15 protein-coding genes, 1 other RNA gene and 2 CRISPR repeat arrays are annotated in these 22,290 nt (G+C 33.2%); of the genes, 8 read left to right on the top strand and 8 right to left on the bottom strand.

Annotated features, from left to right (window positions below; genetic code table 11):
* Positions 1-1,030 precede the first annotated feature (1,030 nt).
* Positions 1,031-1,441, top strand: coding sequence for a hypothetical protein (locus BKH43_RS03835; protein ID WP_095228757.1), 411 nt, complete (start codon positions 1,031-1,033; stop codon positions 1,439-1,441).
* A gap of 207 nt (positions 1,442-1,648) precedes the next feature.
* Positions 1,649-2,146: a CRISPR direct-repeat array (repeat unit 36 nt; unit sequence GTTATAAGAGTCCCCTAAATTCTTATGTGTTATACT).
* A gap of 522 nt (positions 2,147-2,668) precedes the next feature.
* Here the strand turns inward: BKH43_RS03835 and cas2 are convergent.
* Positions 2,669-2,998, bottom strand: coding sequence for a CRISPR-associated endonuclease Cas2 (gene cas2 / locus BKH43_RS03840; RefSeq protein ID WP_095228759.1), 330 nt, complete (start codon positions 2,996-2,998; stop codon positions 2,669-2,671).
* Positions 2,999-3,126: 128 nt separating this feature from the next.
* On the opposite strand from cas2, the gene cas9 reads away from it, so the two are divergent.
* Together cas9 and cas1 are read left to right on the top strand one after the other, a co-directional pair.
* Positions 3,127-7,137: a type II CRISPR RNA-guided endonuclease Cas9 gene (cas9, locus tag BKH43_RS03845; RefSeq protein WP_095228761.1), complete on the top strand. Its 4,011-nt coding sequence runs from the start codon at positions 3,127-3,129 to the stop codon at positions 7,135-7,137.
* Between the two features lie 3 nt (positions 7,138-7,140).
* Positions 7,141-8,082, top strand: a complete 942-nt coding sequence (cas1, locus tag BKH43_RS03850) for a type II CRISPR-associated endonuclease Cas1 (protein WP_095228763.1) — start codon at positions 7,141-7,143, stop codon at positions 8,080-8,082.
* 268 nt (positions 8,083-8,350) lie between these two features.
* A CRISPR array of direct repeats spans positions 8,351-11,359; the repeat unit is 36 nt; unit sequence ATTATAACATGTAGGATTTTAGGGGACTCTTATAAC.
* A gap of 14 nt (positions 11,360-11,373) precedes the next feature.
* Here the strand turns inward: cas1 and BKH43_RS03855 are convergent.
* Positions 11,374-11,571: a hypothetical protein gene (locus BKH43_RS03855; protein WP_095228765.1), complete on the bottom strand. Its 198-nt coding sequence runs from the start codon at positions 11,569-11,571 to the stop codon at positions 11,374-11,376.
* 272 nt (positions 11,572-11,843) lie between these two features.
* Between BKH43_RS03855 and BKH43_RS03860 the strand changes: the two genes are divergently transcribed.
* Positions 11,844-11,996: a helix-turn-helix transcriptional regulator gene (locus BKH43_RS03860; RefSeq protein WP_095228767.1), complete on the top strand. Its 153-nt coding sequence runs from the start codon at positions 11,844-11,846 to the stop codon at positions 11,994-11,996.
* Positions 11,997-12,367: 371 nt separating this feature from the next.
* Here BKH43_RS03860 and BKH43_RS03865 read toward each other — a convergent pair whose 3' ends face one another.
* Together BKH43_RS03865 and BKH43_RS03870 are read right to left on the bottom strand one after the other, a co-directional pair.
* Positions 12,368-12,577: a hypothetical protein gene (locus BKH43_RS03865; RefSeq protein ID WP_095228769.1), complete on the bottom strand. Its 210-nt coding sequence runs from the start codon at positions 12,575-12,577 to the stop codon at positions 12,368-12,370.
* 414 nt (positions 12,578-12,991) lie between these two features.
* Positions 12,992-13,147: a tyrosine-type recombinase/integrase gene (locus BKH43_RS03870; RefSeq protein WP_216358491.1), complete on the bottom strand. Its 156-nt coding sequence runs from the start codon at positions 13,145-13,147 to the stop codon at positions 12,992-12,994.
* A gap of 153 nt (positions 13,148-13,300) precedes the next feature.
* Between BKH43_RS03870 and BKH43_RS03875 the strand changes: the two genes are divergently transcribed.
* Positions 13,301-14,374: a glycosyltransferase family 2 protein gene (locus BKH43_RS03875; protein ID WP_172402302.1), complete on the top strand. Its 1,074-nt coding sequence runs from the start codon at positions 13,301-13,303 to the stop codon at positions 14,372-14,374.
* A gap of 12 nt (positions 14,375-14,386) precedes the next feature.
* On the opposite strand, the gene BKH43_RS03880 is transcribed toward BKH43_RS03875, so the two are convergent.
* Positions 14,387-15,724 carry an ArsS family sensor histidine kinase gene (locus BKH43_RS03880; RefSeq protein ID WP_095228775.1) on the bottom strand — a complete coding sequence of 446 codons (1,338 nt, stop codon included), beginning with the start codon at positions 15,722-15,724 and terminating at the stop codon, positions 14,387-14,389.
* Positions 15,725-15,726: 2 nt separating this feature from the next.
* Positions 15,727-16,794 carry an efflux RND transporter periplasmic adaptor subunit gene (locus BKH43_RS03885; protein ID WP_095228777.1) on the bottom strand — a complete coding sequence of 356 codons (1,068 nt, stop codon included), beginning with the start codon at positions 16,792-16,794 and terminating at the stop codon, positions 15,727-15,729.
* Positions 16,795-16,873: 79 nt separating this feature from the next.
* Here BKH43_RS03885 and rnpB point away from each other — a divergent pair.
* Positions 16,874-17,212, top strand: an RNA gene (gene rnpB / locus BKH43_RS03890) — RNase P RNA component class A.
* Positions 17,213-17,237: 25 nt separating this feature from the next.
* Here the strand turns inward: rnpB and lepA are convergent.
* A complete protein-coding gene (gene lepA / locus BKH43_RS03895; protein WP_095228779.1) occupies positions 17,238-19,028 on the bottom strand; it encodes a translation elongation factor 4 in 1,791 nt (596 codons plus the stop codon).
* A gap of 125 nt (positions 19,029-19,153) precedes the next feature.
* On the opposite strand from lepA, the gene BKH43_RS03900 reads away from it, so the two are divergent.
* Complete coding sequence (locus tag BKH43_RS03900) at positions 19,154-20,176, top strand: aspartate-semialdehyde dehydrogenase (protein ID WP_095228781.1); 1,023 nt, start codon at positions 19,154-19,156, stop codon at positions 20,174-20,176.
* A gap of 60 nt (positions 20,177-20,236) precedes the next feature.
* On the opposite strand, the gene BKH43_RS03905 is transcribed toward BKH43_RS03900, so the two are convergent.
* The gene (locus tag BKH43_RS03905; protein WP_095228783.1) at positions 20,237-21,373 is read right to left on the bottom strand and encodes an aminotransferase class V-fold PLP-dependent enzyme; all 1,137 of its coding nucleotides are present in this window, start codon (positions 21,371-21,373) and stop codon (positions 20,237-20,239) included.
* A gap of 82 nt (positions 21,374-21,455) precedes the next feature.
* Here BKH43_RS03905 and BKH43_RS03910 point away from each other — a divergent pair, with 82 nt between their 5' ends.
* The gene (locus BKH43_RS03910) at positions 21,456-21,944 is read left to right on the top strand and encodes a flavodoxin (RefSeq protein ID WP_095228785.1); all 489 of its coding nucleotides are present in this window, start codon (positions 21,456-21,458) and stop codon (positions 21,942-21,944) included.
* Positions 21,945-22,290: the final 346 nt, after the last annotated feature.

The following is a 22,290-nucleotide window of genomic DNA, read 5'->3' on the forward strand; positions in this document are numbered from 1 at the left end:
GCTTATAACACTTAATATTTTTTTAGATTCTTTAATTATTTAATTTTTTTAGTTTTTAATTCTTCTTTCTTTTTTAATACTTTTTAGTATTTTAGTTATTAACAAGCTTTGGGCTTTTTGGTTGTACTAAGTTTTAGATTCTTCTCTAAAGTTTTATGTTTTTTAGTTTTTCCTTGAATCTTTTTAATACTTTTTAATCTTAAAACTTATTTTTTATCGTTTACCTCTCTTTTTTAATTTTTCTAATTCTTTTTAGACTTATTGATTTTTTGATTTTTAGTATGATTAATACACCTTTTATTTTCATCCCCTCTTAATATTTTCATGCTCAATCCTGTCAACTTTGTGACAAAAATATTCAATGTAACTTATGAGTAGCTGATGCTTATATTAGTTTATTTAAAGATATTTTTAAAGCCTAATGACCTTTGTGCGTGTCTGCGCTTTTGATTTATTTTTTTTTTTTTGGACAAACTCTGCCATTTGCCACTAAGGGCAGAAGTCTAAGGTATGGATTTTTGGTATTTTATATAAGTTCTTTTCGAAGATATAGGCAAAAGAAATGCAGTAGAAAAAACAAAGGAGAGGGCAGAAGAGTATTATAGATATGCACTAGAGTTTGCAAAGAAGAATGATTTAAGATAGCGTTTTAAGTGTGATATCCATGATAATAATGGGCTAGATGCCTATGCTGGCCATGTTGCAATAGTTAGTAAATAAACTAGAAAAGTAAAATAATAAATAGTCTCCTTAGTTTTTATAGAGATAAAGTTTTAAAACCACATATTGCGTTTTAGTTTATTTGTAGAATTTATAGCCGACTTTCAACAAATATATAAAATGCATCTAGTGGGCAAGTGTGATGGCTCTATAAGAAATGAAAAACTAAGAGAGTGCACGCGTAATAAGGGCTACAAATATACAGTTTCTTTTGTAAAAAACCACTATAAATTTATGGAAGTAAAAAGTTTAGGTGAGTATATTTTTTACCTTGCCATTTTTTGAGCAGAGGTAGGCACGAAAGGCATTTTTGTTTAGTTTAGATGAGTGTATCCCGCATGATATTATAACCAAGCACTATGAAGAGGCATATACACTTAGGAATGACATCTTTATATCTATGTGTTTTATGAGCATGATGGTTTTAGAGGCTGGGGAAATATATCTAGAGGGATGTTTGAGGCTAGATGGTAGTAAGTTTTTTAAATGTAGTGAAGAAGAAGCGTTAGAGCATCTAACAAAAATCGTAATGGAGTATTATAAGGATTGTGATGGTGCTTTGGATTTTTATGGGAAGATTCTAAAGTATTTTATTTTTATCAGCTATCATGAGTATGAGATAAGCACAAATACTAAAGCGCTAGAGTGTAAAGAAAATGTCTATAAGTGTATACTTCATACAACGCAAACAACTAGACTGGAACTTTTAGAATCTTATTAATAGAATCAAAAGTGAAACGATGCCGTAAGACAAAAGTAGCCATAAGCTATTATGGCATTTTTAGATTATACATCTATATCCCCACACCTGGGAAAGCTATGCAAACTAAAGGAAACAAGAGCATGAAAAATGGGAGGATCAGGACGATAGGGCTTTCAGCGAGCATAACCCTTATCTAAAACAGTAGCGTAACAATATATCTAGGACCAAATAAGAGTCCCCTAAATTCTTATGTGTTATACTACCATCATAAATATATGTACTTCCTAAGGCGTTATAAGAGTCCCCTAAATTCTTATGTGTTATACTCTAGTAGGATTTAAGTTACTTAAGTTTTCAGTTATAAGAGTCCCCTAAATTCTTATGTGTTATACTCTTCTAACTATGTGTTCACCACTTTGAAAAGTTATAAGAGTCCCCTAAATTCTTATGTGTTATACTCTTAAAAAGACATCGCCATACTTGGTAATTGTTATAAGAGTCCCCTAAATTCTTATGTGTTATACTCTAGTAGCACTGAAGTAGATGCTAAATTAGGTTATAAGAGTCCCCTAAATTCTTATGTGTTATACTGAAAAAAATATCAAAGAAAATGTTCCCGTAGTTATAAGAGTCCCCTAAATTCTTATGTGTTATACTCTGGTTAAATTTAGGCATATATTGAACATAGTTATAAGAGTCCCCTAAATTCTTATGTGTTATACTATTAGATAGGTTTAGAGCTCTATTTTAGGGCCTTAAAAGTAAGTTTTGAAAACTTAAGACAATATTAATCATTTATATTGTAGTATTTCAGCTGATAGGGATTCAGAGGACTCTTATAATAAGACTAGGATGCACGTCCTAGTTGTACACACCGGTTAACTCTGTTAACTGTGGCTTCCAAAAGCCGAGATTTTACAAAAGTCTTGTCTTGCGGATATTTAATATTTTTTTTGTGCAGGCGCGCACCGTTTACATTTGTCCAAATTAACGATTAGGTCTCATAGAAGCACATCTAAAAATTTCTTTCAACAGTAAAAAATTCATAGCAATCTCAATATTAAAAAATCACTACAATACCAATATGTTTAATGCATCATAAAAACTATGATATATGGTTGAGAAAGGGGACTCTTATAACATAAATAAATTTAAATCTATTGGGAGTGGGATTATACTCCATAAATAGTCAAAAATCATTTATATAATAAAGTTTTACCTACACTTTTAATTTATCTTTAAAACTTAGAAGTCAAATAAACTTCTACCTAAATCTATCTTTTCGCTGCGTTTTTTAGGAGCTCCTATAAGTATGTGCATATTTTCATACTGTCTATCAGTTATCTCTAGCATCTTAACGTTTCCATTCTTTGGTAGGGCAGTTTTTATCTTAGCGCATAGTCTTTTTGAAGATTCCACACCTTTTATAATCCTACTATAAACAGAAAACTGAATCATTAAAAATCCAAGTCTAAGCAAGTGTGCCCTAAACTTAGATGCCTCGCTCCTTTCTTCGCTAGTTGTAACTGGCAAATCAAACATAACCAAAACCCTCATTAATATTTCTCCATTCACAAAGTTCTCCAATAGTCTTTTTATAAGAATAAGAATTAAATCTTATAACTATATTTTTAGAGTATAATAAATAAATTTATATATAATACTTAATTAATAAAAACAAAATTAATACATAAGGTTCAAGCATGGGTAAGGATAACGTAAAGACCAAAAAAGTACTAGGACTTGATATAGGGACAGAATCTATTGGTTATGCCATAGTTGAGATTCATGAAAGCACAAAGAAAGATAAAGAAAGAGAAAGAGAGTGTAAAGAAAAAAGCCACATAGTGTTGTCTGGCGTTAGGCTTTTTGATAAACTAAGTGAAGATAGGTTTAGCGTACCTTTAAGTGCTGTGCGCAGAGCCAATAAAAGTAATCGCAATCGCTTTGTTCGCCGCCATAAACGTATGCAAGAGATGGAATCTATCTTTAGAGATATAGGTTTTTTAAACTCAGACTATGACCATGATAGTTTCTTTATAAACTTCCTTGGAAAGATAAGAAAGACAAGGGATAACAAAACGCTAGTTCCATATAACCTACGCGAACTTGGAATCAAAGAAAGGCTGGAAAAAGATGAAATCTTTGCCATTATGTATCATATATGCAGGCACAGAGGCTATCGTTCAGGTCCAGTGTTAGAGGAATCTAAAAAAAAGAAAGACACAGATAAAGAAGGCAGTAAAACTAAGATCATAAATGCTAAGAAACATATGGGGGATTCTACATTTGGAGCGTACTTAGTAAAAAAGGCTGCAGAAGTAGAAACGCAACCTGCTTATAAAAAATATAGAAATGTATCAATGGCAGATAAGGATATGATAGAAGATGAAGTGAGGAAGATTCTGCAAAAACAAGCAGAGTTTTACAAAGAGCTAGATTCTAACTTTATAGACAAGGTAGTAGATATTATAAACTATAAAGCCCCAGCCCTAAGTACAGAACAGCTTATAAAGATGCTAGGCAAGTGTACTTTTGAGAAAGATGAACTCCGTGCACCTAAACATGCCTTAACTACTATACTTAGCGTCCTCTTGCAAAAGTTAAATAATCTTAAGTTTGATGATAAAAGTCTTAGCACAGAACACTTAAGTATCCTAACAAGTCTCTTTTTTGAAAAAGGATGTCAGCTAACCTATAAAGACTTAAGGGATGTCTTAATATTGCAAGCTAAGTTTAAGGATATAAACTATGCACAAAAATGCCAAGAGTTTATAAAAAAAGGCTTAGAAGGGTGCAAGCTTAGTGATGAAAGCACTATTAAAACATTCCCTGCCTTACGCTATCAACTAGCTAGTAGTATAAATGATGAAACAAACTTTATATCCTTGCTTGAAAGCAGCCTTGATAAAAATGGAAATATTCCAGATTATAAAAAGTTTTATAGCAAGATTAAAAAAGATTATGAAGCTATAGAAAAAAATGAAATTTTTTATAAGCAAGATAAGATAAAAAAGATTTTAGAACATTACTCTGTAAATGATTTAGCTTCAGCTTTAGGTAATAGAGAATATGTAGATTCTATAGTTGAAATCTTTAGCATACAAAAAGACTATGTGACTTTTCAAGAAAAGTTACAAAAAGAGTTAGATAGCCAAGGTAGACTAGAGCTAGAAGAAAGCCTTATAGGTCTTTTTGAAAGTGGCATATTAGGCACCTCTAACCTAAGTCTAAAAGCCCTAAAAAATATAGAGCCCTTTTTATTGCAAGGGCAAAAGTATATAGAAGCTTGCCAGAGTGCAGGCTATAAACTCCAAGATAACACTAAAAAATATAAACACTTACCAACTATAACAAAGGCTCAAAAAGAAAACCTTATCTTTGCAACTAATCCAAAACTTAGAAAGATAGCCAATCAAGTAGTGATACTAATAAATACTATCCTTAAAAAGCGCCATAAATTTGACTATGTGCATATAGAGCTAGCACGCGACTTGCCAAAAACTGAAGAGGAAAAAAGAAGAGAGATAGAGCAAAATAAGTTTTTTAAAAATGAAAATGAAAATGCAAAACAGCTTGTAGATAAAAACGCAAGTAAAAAAACTTGGCTAAAAGCAAGACTGCTTTTAAATCAAGACTATCAGTGTCCATACTGTAAAGATGAAAACGGAAATCCAAAAAAGCTAAATAAGCACGAACTTGATAGCTATGAGATAGATCATATTATCCCTTACTCCATAAGTTTTGATAATAGCTTTTCAAATAAGATTCTAGTCCATAGAGATTGTAATCAAAAAAAGGGCAACAGGATACCTATGCTTATGTTTACTAATGATGAAGACAAAGAAGCATATATAAGCGGGGTTAAAATATTGCACCTACAAAAGACAAAAGAGGCAAACTTGCTTATCACAAAAGAAGAGCTTGAGACTAAACTTGAAGATAGCTTAAAAAGTGGGCGTGTGTTAAGTGATACAAGATATGCAGGCAAGTTTATAAAAAACTATATAGAGCGCCATCTTCAGTTTGAAGGCAACTGTAGTGATCTTACAGATAAAAATGAAGATGGCACAACACGCCAAAGGGTGTATGTTCGTAATGGCAACACAACCACTATCATGCGTAATCTTTGGCATATAGGAACGCAAGAAAAAAATGAAGATTCTGTTAGCATAGAGCGTTATAAAAAAGATAGAAAACTTCATACTCACCACGCAGAAGATGCCATAATCATAGCTTGTACCACTCAAAGCATCATACAAAAGGTATCAAACGAAGCAATCAAGCATGAAAGTGACTTTACTAACGGAGAAGAAGCTAAGTCTAAAAACGCCAAGATAGAAAAAGCACTTTTAAAAGCACTGCATAATAGCGAACCTATCTTAAACATGAAAGAAAAAGTGCGTCAAAACTTACAAGAAATCTTCCCAAGCCGCAAGGTAGATAGACTAAAAGAGCACGGCGATACTCACGAAGAGACTATAAACTCAATACGTTATAAAAAAGATGGAAGGTATCTTAAAGTAACTAAAGATATGTTTCAACAACTTAAGATAAATCCTATACCAACATTATCTATACCTCTTGAAAGCCTAAATATAGAATCTTTAGAACTTTTATATGGTAAAGATGATAATAATAAGAAGCTATATAGTTTACTAAAAGAGTTTTTACAAAATGAAAAGAAAAAAGATTGTCCAGCATATAAAAAACTACTAAAGATTTTTCAAAAAAAAGAGGAAGTTGAGCTTTTAAAGTGTGAGATAGTCATAAAAGATCTAAGTAAGTACAGTGCAGAAAATCTAGTGGTGATAAAAAGAGTTTTACTTAGAGATCTACTATCAAAGCTAGATATAAAAGGCGAAAAAGATAAAAGTAAAATCAAACAAAACATAAATGAAACTTTGGAATCTCTAGTCCAAAAAGATAGTGGAGCTAAGTATCTATATAACTTGCTAGTAACTTATATTATAAGAGATGAAGGAGATGAAAACTCTACTAGTTTTAAACCTTTACTAGATTACTTCCATAAAAAAAATAAGGTAGAGCTTTTAGAGTGCAAGATAAGTATAGAAGATAAAGGAACTGATAATAATATAGTTAATAAACTATTTGTGCGTGATGGCGTGGCCAATAAGGGATCACAACAAAAATTTCTTCTTTATAAAACCAAAAAAGATACTTTTCATATAGGTGTAGTGTATTTCTCAGACAAGATTAAAGATGATAAAACTGCTAAAGTTCAAATAGTCGCAAAAATACCTTACGATAAAAGAGATATGAGCAATAAGATAGATGAGAGTGGAAACCTAGTTTATAAATACGTAGATACACTTTATAAAAATGATCTTATATATTATGAAATTAAAGAGGATAATAAAACAAAAGAGTATGTATATTACCTAAGTGGCATCGACATAACAAATGCACAAGTCAATCTTATACATCCAATAATACATCAAAAATTAGCATTAGTAAAAGGTGGTAAATTAACAGAGCAGATAGAACAAAAAACACCAACTATAGGCGGCTTACAAGCTAAGATAGTTAGACTTGAAAAATTGCAAGTTGATGTTTTGGGAAAGGTTTATAGAAGAAATAAAGAAGGCAGATACGTCTATTTCCCTAAAGCTAAGAAAATCATGCTAAGAGACTTAAGAGAGTATGGAGAGGAGCAAGCAAAGCTTATAAGATCTTACAAAGCAAAGGAGTGATAAGTGGCAACTTTAAACGTCTATGTAAGTACAGATACTATACTAAGCATAAAACATGGGAATCTTTTACTCTGTGATAAAGATAAGCTAAAAGAAGAAGTTAGTCTGCCTTTAGACTTGTTGTCATCTGTAGTTATAGATTCTTATAATAGTGTGCTTACTAAGCACGTTTTAGTCTCCTTAGCGCAAAATAACGTGCTTTTAGTGCTTTGTGATAGCACGCACATGCCAACTTCTATCTTACTTCCCTTTCAAACACATAGCACAGCTTCTTTGCACATACGCAAGCAGGTAAAGATGCGTCAAAAACAGTTAGGACTTTTGTGGCAAGAGATAATCAAAGCAAAGATTACAAACTCTGCAAACTTTCTGCATTTAAAACAAAAAGAAAGCTATAAGATCTTAAAGACCATTGCTTCAAAAGTCTTGCCAGATGATAAAGGTAACAAGGAAGCAGTTGCCGCAAAGGAATACTTCAAAGCACTTTTTGGGGCTAGGTTTAACAGACGAGATGAAAACCCAGCCAACATTATGCTTAACTATACCTATGCACTGCTTCGTGCAAAGTGTGCGAGAGTTTGTGCTGCTAAGGGTTTGCTTCCTAGTCTTGGCATACACCATAACTCTTTTTTAAATAGCTTTAATCTTGCTGATGATTTTTTAGAAGTTTTTAGGGCTTTTGTGGATGCCTATGTTACTAACTATCTTGAAGTTTGTGGAGTTGCTAATAGCATAGAAAGTCAAGAGTTTATACTAAGCCCAAGTGATAAAAAGCATCTACTTAGAATCTTTGATCACAAAATCTGTGTGGATGATAAATATTATTTGATAGATACTGCAATAGAGCAAAGTATAGGGTCTTACTTACAAGTTATCTTAGGAGAGAGGGAACATCTGCAACTACCTGTGTTAGATGAAAGATATATAAAAAATATAGCTAGTTAGTGATAGGTTGATGAACAAAAAGCGTGTCTATATGAAAAATGTTTTATATATTTCTTAAGACAAGACCCAGAAGATCTTGGCTTTAAGAAAACCGTGGTAAATCCACGTGTGTACGACTTAAGACTTTAAAATCTTAAGTCTTATTATAAGAGTCCCCTGAAATCCTACCTTCAGAGATTTGAAGTATAGCATTTTAAAGTTTAAAACTTTTTTAAGCTCTAAAAATATGCTTTTAAATCCCTATATTACGGGCCCAATCCCATCACGTATTATAACATGTAGGATTTTAGGGGACTCTTATAACATTTAAGTACTCTAAAAACTACTAGTATAAATTATAACATGTAGGATTTTAGGGGACTCTTATAACGCGTTTGAGTGGTGCGGCAAATCCTTTGGAATTATAACATGTAGGATTTTAGGGGACTCTTATAACCTTACTAGCTATATCAAATCCAAAAATTGAATTATAACATGTAGGATTTTAGGGGACTCTTATAACAAAACAATCTAATAACGGAATTATTGCAATATTATAACATGTAGGATTTTAGGGGACTCTTATAACAAAAAATATAGCTGAGTTTGCAAAAATTGAATTATAACATGTAGGATTTTAGGGGACTCTTATAACTAGCTGATATTTCAGTTAACGGCAATGATTATTATAACATGTAGGATTTTAGGGGACTCTTATAACTGTTTTTATTTGCGTCTTTGCTGAAACGCGATTATAACATGTAGGATTTTAGGGGACTCTTATAACCTCTAATAAGCTTAGCCCTACTTTAATAGAATTATAACATGTAGGATTTTAGGGGACTCTTATAACTGGATTTACGAGTGGCTTTTATATCAAGTGGATTATAACATGTAGGATTTTAGGGGACTCTTATAACTAAATCACTAGCCATAAATACACGTTTGTATTATAACATGTAGGATTTTAGGGGACTCTTATAACACGAGATAGCTAAAAAGCTTTATGATGCTAATTATAACATGTAGGATTTTAGGGGACTCTTATAACTTTTATTCTTATGCAGCAAAGAAAAGCATAATTATAACATGTAGGATTTTAGGGGACTCTTATAACATAAAAGTGAAGCACCCAAAGTAGAGACTGATTATAACATGTAGGATTTTAGGGGACTCTTATAACTTTTTTGTTTTTTAAATTCATAAACTATTAATTATAACATGTAGGATTTTAGGGGACTCTTATAACACAAGAACAAACTGAAGAAGAGACAATAAGATTATAACATGTAGGATTTTAGGGGACTCTTATAACTGTTGCTAGTACTCCAACGATTGCAGGGCGATTATAACATGTAGGATTTTAGGGGACTCTTATAACTAAAGATAATGAAACAGCTTTAAAGTACTTATTATAACATGTAGGATTTTAGGGGACTCTTATAACAAATAATTTCTAAGAGTTTCATCTGTTATGATTATAACATGTAGGATTTTAGGGGACTCTTATAACTTGGTGTTCCAATAGCCATAATATTTTTGTATTATAACATGTAGGATTTTAGGGGACTCTTATAACCCTATATTCCTTGCCTGATGATGAGGTAGGATTATAACATGTAGGATTTTAGGGGACTCTTATAACCAGAAAAAATCATAAAAGATTATCAAGATAGAATTATAACATGTAGGATTTTAGGGGACTCTTATAACCCATAAAGTGTATGTTTTATAGCTTGCCTCATTATAACATGTAGGATTTTAGGGGACTCTTATAACTTGTTTCCTTCTAAAGTTAGTATCTTTACAATTATAACATGTAGGATTTTAGGGGACTCTTATAACTAGTTGATAGGGCTAGGATAGTTAAAGACTATTATAACATGTAGGATTTTAGGGGACTCTTATAACTCTATAACTTCTAGACTAAAGTTTTCTACTATTATAACATGTAGGATTTTAGGGGACTCTTATAACCATTCAAAAAGCACAGTTGACTTATAGACTATTATAACATGTAGGATTTTAGGGGACTCTTATAACTCTATAGGCCTAAGAGAGTATGACTACGAGATTATAACATGTAGGATTTTAGGGGACTCTTATAACTTTAAAGCGAAAGATTAAAGGCTAGGCACAATTATAACATGTAGGATTTTAGGGGACTCTTATAACCAAAAACCACTACTTCATTTGGGTAGCAAGATTATAACATGTAGGATTTTAGGGGACTCTTATAACTATTGAAAGTATAGGTTTAGACATATTTTAATTATAACATGTAGGATTTTAGGGGACTCTTATAACGTAAGACATTATTAGCAACTAAGCGCCTATATTATAACATGTAGGATTTTAGGGGACTCTTATAACCCAAAAGCTCCCCAAAACAACAAACCACTAAATTATAACATGTAGGATTTTAGGGGACTCTTATAACAGAAATTACCAAGTACGGCGATGTCTTTTTATTATAACATGTAGGATTTTAGGGGACTCTTATAACTAAATCGCTAGCCATAAAAACACTTTTTTTATTATAACATGTAGGATTTTAGGGGACTCTTATAACCTCCTTCAATGAGCCTTTATAATGCCCTTGATTATAACATGTAGGATTTTAGGGGACTCTTATAACCGCAAGTATCTAAAGTATCTAATATCATCTATTATAACATGTAGGATTTTAGGGGACTCTTATAACAAATAACCACTAAACCCATTTTGCAATCTAATTATAACATGTAGGATTTTAGGGGACTCTTATAACACCTTTGTTCATATCGAACAACCTAATCTAATTATAACATGTAGGATTTTAGGGGACTCTTATAACTAACATAAATCCATTTGTAAAATTTTTAGAATTATAACATGTAGGATTTTAGGGGACTCTTATAACTAAGTTTTGAATTTGGGCTCTTGCTTGCTTTATTATAACATGTAGGATTTTAGGGGACTCTTATAACCATAGCATAAGCTATATCTCGCTCGCCTATATTATAACATGTAGGATTTTAGGGGACTCTTATAACTAAAAAAACTGGGATAAGTGTAGGTGAGGCATTATAACATGTAGGATTTTAGGGGACTCTTATAACTCCCTTAAGCGGTCGTTTATATAAATAGTTATTATAACATGTAGGATTTTAGGGGACTCTTATAACAAAAGAGGATAGATTATAACTACTTTAGAATTATAACATGTAGGATTTTAGGGGACTCTTATAACTCTTTTAAAAGATGTCTTATCCTACTATCAATTATACCATGTAGGATTTTGGGAGAATCTTATAAGCTTTGCTACACTCACTAGCTTATCTTCCCTATACCAGTTCCAAGACCTTGAGGAGTAGTAACGCTTGTATTTACAACGCCTGCAGTTGTGATGTGTTCTATAAAAGCTTCGGCTAAACTTTTTATAAAAACTTCATTTTCTTTTGTTCTTTTAAAGCCTTGGGCCTCTATCTTTAGTAAAACCAATTCTTTTAATGCGCTCGCACTTAACATCTTTACCCTTATGTTGTTTTTTTAGTTATAAAGATTTAAGGGATAAAAAGATTCTGAAGTATAAATATATCGTTACAAGGGTGTCCTAGACCCTTGGTAACAAAACTAACTATAAGGCTTGAAGATGAAAATCTTAAAACTTATGTGAATACGTTTTTAAGTATAGTAGCATCTATAGTTACTATTATAGCATTTTTTCTAAACGTTCTCTAAGATAACCCCCTAGCTTTTGCTAGGGCGGCTTAGAGAAAAGTTTATTTAAAAGGATAGATATGCAAGATGTGGGATACATAAAAGAAGTTTGTATGAGATTAGACATAACTCAAAAAGAGCTAGCGCTTAAAATAGGTGTTTCACAAAGCATTATAGGGCAGTGGAGCAGAGGTGCTACGCCTTTGCCTAGGATGGGCTATAAAAATGTTTGATTTGCTTTTAAAAGAGCAAGAGCTAGAAAGGCTAAAAGACACTAACTTTAAAGGCTAATTTAATATGAATTAGGCTTTTTACCTACTTCATATCCCCTAAACTAAGGCTTTTAATCCTAACTTAAAGCTTTTTTGCACATAAACCAAGTGATAAGCAGTATATTTATAATGTAAACCTCTCTTATAAAGGCAGCATAAATGGATATTAGTTTGTCTTGTGGGGGACTTATTGATACTAGTAGGGATACAAACATAATGGGGTTTTTAAGAATTACAGGTATGCATACAACCTTAAAAAAAGCTATCACTTTTAAAATGAACTTCTTACCTTAAGCCCTCTTAAAAACATCAATTTAGCATCTAAATGCTTCTTACTTTTTTACATACTTATCAACCATATTTAATACTTCATCAAGCTTTTTAGACTTCTCATAGTAAAGCAAAAAGGGCTCTACCCAGCTAGCTACACCCCTAGTACTCCAGTTTGCTACAGAGTGATAGTGCATATTTACCAGTTTTGCAAAGTCCTCTTTACTTAAATTTAATTCTTTTAATTTATTTGAAAACATTTCATAAGTCATAACATAGCCTTTTTTAATATTTTAAGTATATTAACATAGTTATTTTTAATATTTTATTAATAGAAGTCTTGACTTATGTACGTAATTTATGTATAATATTTTTATGTTTTTAATTAATAGTTAAAAACAAATTCAACATGGAGCAGAAGCGATGGAACTAATTACCTCAATAATTAACCTAGTTTCAGCGATTATCACATTACTCAGTGCGATAATCCTGATAAAAAAGAAATAGCAAAAAAGCTAGCGTAGATTACCACGCTAGCCCACAGCTTTTCTTTTTTACCAAAGCTTCTATTAATATTTTACTACAAGGAGTTAAAAAATGTTAGAACTAGCGCAAAGTATTTTGATATTAGCCTTATGTGTACAAGTGCTTTATCTTAGTATAAAGATAAAAAAACTAGATAAGCACTAGCTCCATAGTCCTTCAACCCACTCTTTACCGCTAGTAGGTAAAAGATGGGCGTAACGCATAGTCTTTTTTATGTCTTTATGATTTAGTAGCTTTTGGATTATCTGTATAGGTGTGCCTTTTATGGCTAAGTGACTAGCAAAGGTGTGGCGCAAGCCTCTTTGTTTGGAATCTAAAATATTTTTTTTAATTAAGTTTTAGTTTTATGTTGTTACAATTTTAATATAACGCATAGGCATTTATAGGGGATTCTTATTGCACAAAGATTAAAGGCGTATAGGTCTTAACTTTAAGCATAAGGATTAATCTTGCCAGAAGAACATAAAAGCAATAAAAAAGATGAAACATCTACTACTAATCTAGTCGATAAAGAAAAGACATCACAAGCTTTAAAAAAACAAAGTCCTATCTTTGTCTCTATTATCATCCCAGTTTTTAATGTAGAAAACTATATAGCGCGCTGCTTAGAATCTTGTATAAATCAAACCTTAAAAGATATAGAGATAGTAGTAGTAGATGACTGCTCATCTGATAACTCTATGGACATAGCCACAAGCTACTCCACTAAAGACGCACGTATAAAGTTAGTGCGTAATGTAAAAAATCTTGGTACTTTTCACGCACGTTTAGAAGGTATAAAGCAAGCAAGTGGAAGGTATATGACATTTGTAGATGCTGATGACTATATAGATCTAAAAACTTGTGAAGTTTTAAAAGCAAAGATTTTAGATTCCATAAGTAAAGATGGCGTAGTAGTTGATGTTGCATTTTTTGGGATGGAGTATGACCCTAAGACTTGGAAGAAGGTCTCTCCAAAAATACCAGCACACACTAGATATAAAGATGATGTATTAAAAGCAGTATTTTTAGACTATAGCACTCCTCCTTGGCAGATATGTGCTAAGTTTTTTAGAAGTAGTTTTTTAAAAGATGCTTTGGTTTACATGGAAGATGTGCCTAGATTAAAGATGGCAGAAGATGTGCTAGCAACTTTTATGCTTTTATCTTTGGCTAAAAAAAGTATAGGGATAAAAGAAAGATTTTATATTTATTGTGAAAGCTCTAGTTCTATAACTAGGAAAAAGGACGCAGTAAGTACGCTAACTAGGATAGAAGACTTGAAGGCAGTTATAAAAGAGTTTAATAAACTAGATTCTATACTTCCACTAAGTGCTAATAAGTACTTTTTGGAATCTAGTGCAAGATCACAAAATATACTTAAAGCAGTCATAGAGTTAGAGTATAGATATGATATAAGGAAAAGCAAATCTTTTTCTCCTTACTTAAAAGCTTGCTTTAAGTCTTTAAAGTACTATGTGAAGTGGCAAACTTTCATGCGTATGGCCTTATATATCATAAGCCTTGGCAAGGTTGCTTTATAAGCCAGTAATTACTCACACATCAAATACTTCTAAGTTTTTAGAATCTCTGCTTTTAGAATCTTTACCCTTAGAGTCTTTCCCCCTAGAATCCTTACTTTTAGAATCTTGCCCTGGTAAGGCGCAAAAAGATTCCACTATACAATCTTTTATAATGAAGTAGTTTGTGCCATCTTTATAGCTATAGTCTATCTTTAGGTCTTGTGCATCAAGTGTGTTTTTAATGATATACATTCCTAGTCCAAAGCCTTTTGAGTTTGGATTTTTCTTTTCTTTAAAGTAGGGCTTAAAGTACTCATTTAAGCTCATCTTCAAAGGCTCGCCTAGGTTGGAGATGATTAGATCACACTTTGAGCTTTGAACTTTTACTTTGCCATTTGTGCTGTATTTGATAGCATTATCAAGTAAGTTTTTTACGCTTAGTGCAAAAAGCTCAAAGTCTGCTTTTACAAGGTCACTACTTTCTACTAGCTCTATAGGATCATTAAGAGCATCTATTAAAAGCATCTTTTTTACAAAGTTTATTAGATCAACTAATAAAAACTCGCTTTTATTTAGGTTATAGCTTTTGCTAGCTAGCTCTTCTACTCGTGCAAACTCATCTATAAGCTGATTAAGCCTCTCAAAGACTTTACAAAGCCTTTCTTTTTGCTTTTGGTCTTCTAGCATCTCAGCAGTTATCCTACCTACTGTGATGGGAGTTTTAAGCTCATGCATTATGCTACGTAAGAAAAGTTCGCGAGATTGATTAAGTGCTTTTATCCTACCTACTGCCATGTTAAAGCTTAGGGCAAGTTGGCCTATCTCATCTTTTTGATAAAGGCTCATATCTACTTCTTTTAAAGTTCCACCTTTTGAGGCCCGCACTATATCGTGTCTTAAGATTCTTAAAGGAAGTAGTCTTTTTACTAGTAAAAAGTAGGTTAAAAGAAGGGCTAAGACGCCTATAAGCGTTATGATTTGATATCTAGACCAGGAAAAATGCGTGGAATCTTTATACACAAAGATATCCCTATGAGTTTGTATCAAGATGTAGATGTCATTATAAACTTGTAAGATTTTTACACTTGCGCGCCTATCAAGAGAGTAGGGCATAACTGAAGGAAGTTCAAGTTTCATCTTATCTCTTATATCTTTTATCTCTACAAAGTTAATATTTTTAAGATAAGCCCTTATCTCATCTATGCTGGCGTCATACTTTAAAAGACGGTTTATTGAGGCTGCTATGTTGTTATACTGCCTTAGGCTTTCAACTTCTGGTTGGACGTGGGCATAAAAGTAAGAAAAGGTTAAAAAAAGCACTAAGGCCACTAGGAATAAAACATTAATGGTGAAAAATATAGAGTGTCTCAAAACTAGCCTTTTTTAGTTACTTTTGCTTTAGTGTTTGGCTTGCTATCTTGTTTAGTATGTTGTATGTTAACTTCTATGTTGTCTTGTAGTCTATCTTGACCACTTACAACTACTAAGTCGCCACTTTTTACATTGCCTTGTACTACAGCTATCTTTTCTTGCAAAGAAAGCAAGTTTACATTAACTGCCCTTGATCTGCCATTTTGCACTATAAAGATTACAGTTCTTCCTTGATACTCTACTACACTATCTCTTGGCACAAGATAGCCTTTAACTAGCCCTTCAGTATTAAGCCTAACCTCTACTGCCATGCCATCTAAAAAGTTTGGCCTATAAGGCAAGGAGATGTGTATAGGAAAGGTGCGAGAAAGCTCATCAGCCTTTGGTATAAGGGCTGTTATTCTACCTACATAGTGTTTATTATCTATATCCATATTAACTTTAGAGCCCATCCTTTGAAACTTGGCTATATCGCTAGGCACATAAACTATAACTTCTATATGAGAAGTATTTAGTATCAAAGCTACAGGGTCTCCTACTTTTAGCCACTGGCCTATGTTAGTTAGCCTATTTATCACTATGCCATCAAATGGGGCTTTTATATCCATCTGGGTTAACTCTTCTTTAGAAAGGTCATAGTCAGCTTGAAGACTAGCTATATTTGCCATCTTAGCTTTTAACTCAAACTCTAAGTTTTCATACTGCTGAAGTGCTATAGCATCTTCATCTAGTAAGTTTTTATAACGTGCTACTTCATTTATAATCTTTTGGGCTTGAAACTTTGCTTCTTCAATCTTTGCTTCTTTGACTTCTAGTTCTTTTTGAAGCACATCAGTATTAAGACTTACTAAAATTTGCCCCTTCTTAACTCTTTGGCCAACATTAAACCTTAAAGCTTGTACTACTCCTTGCCTTTGAGAGGCAACTTGTGAGCTTTCTTTATAGTTTATAGTCCCTATAAAAACGCTTTGCTTTTCTAGGGAGCCTTCTTTTATGGGAGTAGTTTTTACTAGAACTGGCCTTGCAAGACCAAAGCTAAATAATAATAGTGCTAAGAAAAATACTTTCATGACGCCTTATGTTCTTTAAGTTAATTTCAATTTTTTGCTTGCAAGAAGTTTAGCTTTTTTTTGCTAAACTTAACGCCCCTAGGAGTAGCAAGCAATCGCTATTTATATAGAGGAAAGTCCGAGCTACAAAGACTTAGGATTCCATTTAACAAATGGCTAGTGTAAACTAAGGGAAAGTGCAACAGAAATATACCGCTTTTATAGAATCTAGATTCTATAAAAGTAAGGGTGAAAAGGCAGGGTAAGAGCCTACCGATTTATAAGCAATTATAAATGCCATGTAAACCCAATCCGTAGCAAGAATAGCAGGTTAAATAAGTCTTAATATTAAAGCTATTCGCTAAAGCTTTATCGTGAGATAAAGAAAAAGATAAATGATTGCTTAGTACAGAACTCGGCTTATAGCTACTCCTAGGGCCTTATAAAATCTAGATTCTATAAAGTTAATCTATCTTTAAAACCGCTAAAAATGCCTCTTGAGGTATGTCTACTTTACCTATAGCTTTAAGTCTTTTTTTACCTTCTTTTTGTTTTTCTAAAAGTTTTCTTTTACGCGTTATATCCCCACCATAGCATTTAGCTGTGACATTTTTACCCATAGATTTTACTGTCTCTCTAGCTATGACTTTATTGCCTATGCTTGCTTGTATGGCCACTTCAAAAAGTTGTCTAGGGATGATTTCTTTCATGGCTGATACTAGATTTCTTCCCTTCTCATAAGCTTTAGATTCTTCGATTATCACGCTTAGGGCATCTACTACTTCTCCAGCTACTCTAATATCAAGCTTTATAAGATTGCCAACTTTATAATCTAGTTCTTCATAATCAAAACTAGCATAGCCTTTAGTATGGCTTTTTAGCTTGTCATAAAAGTCCATTATTATCTCATTGCTTGGGAGGTCATAAGTTAGCATAACGCGGGTTTGATTAAGATAACTCATATTAACTTGCACACCTCTTTTAGAGCTAAGCAGTGAGATGACATTACCTAAAAACTCACTAGGTGTTATGATAGTAGCCCTAACATAAGGCTCTTTTATATAGGCTATAGTATTTGGTGCAGGGAGTTCATAGGGGTTACTTATAAATATAGTTTCGCCATTAGTTAGTCCTACTTCATAAACAACTGAAGGCGCACTTGCTATAAGCTCTAAGTTAAACTCGCGCTCTAGCCTTTCTTTAACCACTTCCATGTGCAAAAGCCCTAAAAAGCCTACCCTAAAGCCAAAGCCTAAAGCCACTGAAGATTCTGGTTCAAAAACTAGGGCGCTATCATTAAGGCGTAACTTTTTAAGTGCCTCTCTTAAGTCTTCAAATCTATCTGTATCGATTGGATAAATGCCAGCAAAAACAAAAGGTTTAGCAGGCTTAAAACCTTCAATGACAGTTTTAGTAGGATTAGCAGCATCAGTTATAGTATCTCCCACTGCTAAGGAATCTAAAGTCTTAAGACCAAGATTTAAGATACCTATCTCGCCAGCTTGCAAGCTTTTAGCATTTTCTTTATAAAGTGGGTGAGGGTAGGTTAAAGATAGCACTTCATGGCTTTCTTTAGAGTTTACAAGCATAACTCTTTGCCCTTTGCTAATCTCTCCTTCAAAAACACGCACTAGCGCAAGGGCGCCTAGATAGTTATCAAACCACGAGTCATAAATCAAAGCCTTTAAAGGTGCCTCTTTTGGACTAGCCTTAGGAGGTGGTATAAGCTCAACTATAGCTTTTAAAAGCTCTGGTATCCCTCTGCCATCTTTTGCACTAACTAGTACTGCGTTAGAACAGTCTATGCCTAAAGTAGATTCTATATCTTCTATGACAGCTTCTGGATTGCTAGCTGGCAGGTCTATCTTATTAATGACTGGGATAATCTCAAGGTTATTTTCTATGGCTATGTAGACATTAGCTATAGTTTGGGCTTGCACGCCTTGACTTGCATCCACTACTAGCAAAACGCCTTCACAAGACTTTAAAGAGCGAGAGACTTCATAGCTAAAGTCAACGTGCCCTGGAGTATCTATAAGGTTTAAAATATATTTTGTACCTTCTAACTCATAGTTTAAGCGCACAGACTGGGCCTTTATGGTTATACCTCTTTCTTTTTCTATATCCATAGTGTCCATAACTTGTGAAGTCATCTCACGGCTTGATATGCTGCCGCAAGTGCTTATTAGACAGTCTGCTATGGTGCTTTTACCGTGATCTATATGGGCTATGATAGAAAAGTTGCGTATATTCATTAAAAGGGCTTCCTTTATATGTGAAAGTTGCTTGTGATTCAAAGCTAGTGTATCAAAGTAACGCTTTTATAAAGCTAAATGGTAGAATCTAACTTACTTTTACTAAAGACATATAAGGATAAAAAATGGAAAAACAATACGTAGTAGCCATCGTTGGAGCAAGTGGCGCAGTTGGGTTAGAGCTTTTAAAGCTTTTAGATTCTGAACATTTTCCCATCTCAAAGCTAGTTTTGCTAGCAAGTAGCAAAAGTGCAGGCAAAAAGTTAAAGTTTAAAGGCAAGGACTTAGAGATAAAAGAAACTACAGAATCTATCTTTGCAAAAGAAGGTGTAGAGATAGCCTTTTTCTCAGCAGGTGGTAGTGTAAGTGAAAAGTATGCAAAACACGCCGCAGATGCTGGAGCTTTAGTTATAGATAACACTAGTTTTTTTAGGATGAATCCTGATGTGCCTTTAGTAGTCCCTGAAGTTAACCCTCAAGATATCTTTGAATACGAAAGTAGGATAATAGCTAATCCAAACTGTTCAACCATACAAATGGTGCATATTTTAAATCCACTTCATAAAGCCTTTGGTATAAGACGTGTTGATGTAAGCACTTATCAAGCTGTAAGTGGGGCTGGACTAAAAGGCATGGAAGAGTTGCTTAATCAAACTAAAGAGTACTTAGAAGGTAAAACTAAGCTAACTCCTAGTGCTTTTAAACACCAAATAGCTTTTAACCTCATCCCCCACATAGATGTATTTTTAGATAATAGCTACACAAAAGAAGAGATGAAGATGGTTAATGAGACTAAAAAGATCATGCACTCTAACTTTGAAGTAAGCGCAACTTGCGTGCGTGTGCCAGTGCTTAGAAGCCACAGTGAAAGTATCACCATTAAGTTTGATCAAGTTGTAGATGCAGATGATGCAAGAGAGATTTTATCTAAGGCTGAAAATGTAGTAGTTATAGATGAGATACAAAAAGATTCCTACCCTATGCCTACTATCTCTACTGATACTGACTTTACTTATGTTGGTCGTATCCGCCAAGATGTAAGCGATAAAACTATTATCCATCTTTTCTGTGTGGCTGATCAAATAAGAGTGGGTGCTGCTACTAATGCCCTTCGTATAGCACAAAAATACATAGCTAAAAATATATAGCTAAGATTTTGTATTTTAAGTAGCTATTACATCTAGAGATAAGTTTTTCACACTAGATAACTAGTGTGAATCTAAACTATAAAAATGTTCTAAAAAGACCTTATTAGCCCTTCCTTCAAACTTTCTTACACCTAAGTCTTGCAAGGCTAGCTCTATGGCGTTTACAACAAAACTTGCTTCATTAACTGGCACATAACCCATGTGATTAATCCTGCAAACCTTGCCTTTTAGTCTATCTTGCCCATTTGCCAAAATAATTTTGTACTTTTTAGCTAGAAGTTTTATTATCTCATTAGCATCATCGCTTTTAAAAACTGTCATACAGTTAGCACTTACTTTTGGGTAAAGCTCTAAATCTATAGATTCTAAAGCTTTCTTAGTAGCTTGAGAAAGCTTTAAAGTATGATGATAGATAGAATCTAAACTCACTCCATAAGTATCAAAATAGGCTTTAAGACCTACTATAAGAGAGGTTGCTGCAGTGAAGGCTGTTGTGTTATCTTCTTGGGATTTTATCTCTTTAGCTAGGTTAAAGTAGTAGTGCTTAGAGTTTGTTAGTGCGTAGTTTTTAGCCTTTTTGCTTAGCCCTAAAAGTGCAAGACCTGGTGGTAGCATAAAGGCTTTTTGCGAGCCTCCTATTAAAACATCTATGTTGGTAGTATCTATCTTTTCTACACCTAGGGCAGTTATGGCATCAACTATTACAAATATATTTTTATTAATGCTTTTTACAAAAGCAGCTATTTCTTTATAAGGGTGTTCTAGTCCACCTGAAGATTCACAGATCTGGAAACTTATAGAATCCATATCTGGGTACATATCTAATGCTTCTTTTATGGAGTTTAGGCTTGCTGGAGTATCCCATTCATTAGTTATCTCAATATGGGGGATATTAAAGGCTTTTGCTATTAAAGAAAAACGCTCTCCAAACTTTCCACTATTAATAGTTAAAAGACCTTTTTTACAAAAGGTGTTAAGAGCTGCTTGCATGGCCCCTGTGCCACTGCTTGTTAGCATGACAACTGTTTCCATTCCACACATGGCTTTTAAGGATGCTTTTACACTGCCAAAGATGGCCTCAAACTCCTTTGTGCGGTGGTGCATAGTTGGCTGTGCCATGGCCAAACGAAGTGCTTCTGGTGTAGGAGTAGGGCCGGGTGTAAAAAGTAATGTAGAAGAAAAATCTATAAAAGCCATTCAATTGCTCCTGTATAAAAATGTAGTATTATTTTACATAGACAAACATAAAAGTTTGTGAAAATATTTATAAGGATTTTTTATGGCCATAGGTTTATTTTTCGGAAGTGATAATGGTACAACTACAGATGTGTGCAACAAAGTAGCTAAAGAGCTAGGCGATGTACAACTATTTGACGTGGCTAATGCTACAAAAGAGCAATTAGAAGGTTTTGATAAGCTAATACTAGCTAGTTCAACTTGGGGTGATGGTGAGTTACAAAGCGACTGGGAAAGCTTCGCTGAGACTTTAAAAGGTGTAGACTTCAGCAAAAAAACAGTTGCTTTAATAGGGCTTGGAGATTCTGATAGTTATAGCGATACATTTTGTGATGCGCTAGCTGATCTTAAAGCTGTAGCAAAGGGCGCTAAGTTCATAGGTGAGACTTCAACTGATGGTTATGAGTTTGAAAGCTCAAAAGCTGTAGAAAATGGTAAGTTTGTAGGTCTTGCTATTGATGAAGTTAATCAAGATGATTTAACAGATGAGAGAATTAAAAATTGGGTAGCAGAGATAAAAGGTAAATTCTAATCTTTAAAGGCCAAGATTTAAGATAGATCACAAGCTTATAGACACTTAAAGAGCTTGCTTTTTAAGTGTCTTGAGTAAGCTTTTATAGCATTTCTTTTATAGCTTTTTATATCTTTAAGCATTTAGTTTCATTCTTTAACTATCAAAAAACTTTACTTTTTATAACAAGCTGCTTACTTAAAATGTTTGTTCATGCTTGCAATTTAAGTTCATTTAGTTTGTGAAGTAAAGTTTAAATTACTTATATTTTTTATTTTGCCTTGTTGGAATCTACCTCTTTTTTATGCTTTCTTTTTATTTAAATTTAAAAAGTTTAAGTATTTTTTACTTTTTATAGCCTATATTT

The sequence above is a fragment of the Helicobacter sp. 13S00401-1 genome (genome assembly GCF_002272925.1).
GTDB lineage: Bacteria > Campylobacterota > Campylobacteria > Campylobacterales > Helicobacteraceae > Helicobacter_I.